This is a genomic window from Mesorhizobium sp. M7A.F.Ca.MR.362.00.0.0, assembly GCF_004023175.1.
In the GTDB taxonomy this organism is placed as follows: domain Bacteria; phylum Pseudomonadota; class Alphaproteobacteria; order Rhizobiales; family Rhizobiaceae; genus Mesorhizobium.
Window position 1 is genome coordinate 9,818 of the sequence record NZ_RZTF01000194.1, and the last position, 1,989, is coordinate 11,806.

3 protein-coding genes are annotated in these 1,989 nt (G+C 63.7%); 2 read left to right on the forward strand and 1 reads right to left on the reverse strand.

The features are described from left to right. A partial coding sequence (locus EOC06_RS21895) for an NAD(P)-dependent oxidoreductase (RefSeq protein WP_245469888.1) occupies positions 1-599 on the reverse strand: 599 nt, incomplete at its 3' end. Positions 600-709: 110 nt separating this feature from the next. Between EOC06_RS21895 and EOC06_RS21900 the strand changes: the two genes are divergently transcribed. Both EOC06_RS21900 and EOC06_RS21905 read left to right on the forward strand, forming a co-directional pair. Further along, positions 710-1,474, forward strand: a complete 765-nt coding sequence (locus tag EOC06_RS21900; RefSeq protein ID WP_128308768.1) for an HpcH/HpaI aldolase/citrate lyase family protein — start codon at positions 710-712, stop codon at positions 1,472-1,474. A 15-nt stretch (positions 1,475-1,489) separates the two neighbouring features. Then, positions 1,490-1,989, forward strand: a 500-nt coding sequence (locus EOC06_RS21905; protein ID WP_164898682.1) for an FAD-binding oxidoreductase, incomplete at its 3' end; no start/stop codon positions are given.

The window sequence follows — 1,989 nt, forward strand, 5'->3', positions numbered from 1 at the left end:
GCCTGGACCTTGGCCGGATCGGCGCCGGCTTTCGAAGCAAAAACAAGCGCTTCGGCGATGGCTTCAATGGTCAGCGCGACGACGATCTGGTTGGCCACCTTGGTGGTCTGGCCAACCCCGTTCGGCCCGACCAGGGTGATGTTCTTGCCCATCTTCTCGAACACGGGCTTGGCGCGCTCGAACGGGGTTTCCTCGCCGCCGACCATGATGGTCAGCGACGCCGCCTTGGCGCCGACCTCGCCGCCCGAGACCGGGGCGTCGAGATAGCCGGCTCCCTTCTCTCGAAGTTTCGCCGCGAACGCCGCCGTGGCGATGGGGCTGATCGAGCTCATGTCGATGACCAGCTTGCCGGCTGACAGTCCTTCCAGGACGCCGTCCTCGCCCAACAGGACGCGTTCGACGTCAGGCGTGTCGGGCAGCATGGTAACGACGATCTCGGACCGCCGTGCCATTTCGGCGGCGGACGCGACGACCGATGCGGTCAGGCCCTGCGGTAGAGGGGAGCGATTGAGAACGGTGACGATCTCATGCCCGGCATCGGCCAGGTGGCGCGCCATCGGTGCTCCCATGACGCCAAGCCCGATGAACCCGATCCTCATTCTCCAGCTCCTATTTGAAAGTCCGTACATCGCATCTTGCAGCGTTTTATAGCCATATGATATAGGACATCATACAAATTTCAATCCAGATGATTGGAGATGATCGCAAGATGCAGGAACGCGTCAACACGCTGAAAGCTGCCACAGCGGCTGGCCAGGCTCACATCGGCATCTGGTGCTCGCTGGCTTCGGCGCTCACCACGGAGATCATCGCCGGCTCCGGAGCCGATTGGGTGCTGATCGACGGCGAGCACAGCCCCAACCATCTGCGCAGCATCATGGCGCAGCTTCAGGTGATGGGCGGCTTCGACAGCGAGGCTGTCGTCAGGCTGCCCTCCGACGATCCCAATCTGATCAAGCAGGCGCTGGATATCGGTGCACGCAGCCTGATGATCCCCAATGTACGAACCGCCGATCAGGCCCGCGCCATCGTCGCGGCCATGACCTATGCGCCCGGCGGATTTCGCGGCTTCTCGGTCGGTCACCGCGCCAATGGCTTCGGCCGCATCGCCGGCTACCACGCCAAGGCGCGTGAGCAGCAGCTTCTCGCCGTGCAGATCGAGGATGAATTGGGCGTGGCGAATGCCGCCGAGATCGCGGCGGTCGACGGCGTCGACGTTCTCTTCGTCGGTCCCGGCGATCTTTCCACCAATATGGGCGCGATGGGCAATCCCGGCGCGGCACATGTCCAGGAGGCAATCTCGTCCGTGCGCAAGGCCGCGACGGCGGCAGGCAAGGCAAGCGGCATCCTGGCGCCGGCGAAGGCCGATGCCGACCGCTACCTTGCCGAAGGCTTCACCATGGTTGCCGTCGGTTCGGACCTTGGCCTTCTTGCGCGGGGCTCGGATGCCCTGATCGCTTTGTTCAACCAGTAGCTTGGAGTCGGAGCCATGGGGATCCCGCCTTACAAAGCGCCATCGCGCAACGCCTACGACATCGTCATCGTCGGCGGAGCGGTTGTCGGCTCGTCCACGGCCTACTGGCTGAGCCAGGCGCTGGGCAGCGGTGCCTCGATCCTCGTGGTCGAGCGCGATAGCAGTTACGAGTTTTCATCGACGGCGCTGTCCACCAGCGCGATCCGGCAGCAATATTCCAATCCGATCAATGTGAAGATCAGCCAGTTCGGCATCGAGATCATCCGCGGATTTCAGGAGCGCATGGCACCCTTCTACAGGGACGAGCCGGCGCCCGACCTCGGCTTCAAGGAGCATGGATATCTTTACTGCTGTTCGCCCGGCGGCGTCGAAGCGGCCCGCGAGCGCGTCGATCTGCAGCGCAGTTTTGGGGCCCACACGGTGTTCCTCGAGCCGGGCCCGCTGAAGGATCGCTTCCCCTGGCTCAATGTGGAGGATCTCGGTGGCGGTTCCTGGGGGGCTAGGGAAGAGGTCTG

What these genes read in the sequence shown, in the direction of transcription:
- EOC06_RS21900 (WP_128308768.1), top strand. Translation starts at nt 710, where the DNA reads ATGCAGGAACGCGTCAACACGCTGAAAGCTGCCACAGCGGCTGGCCAG.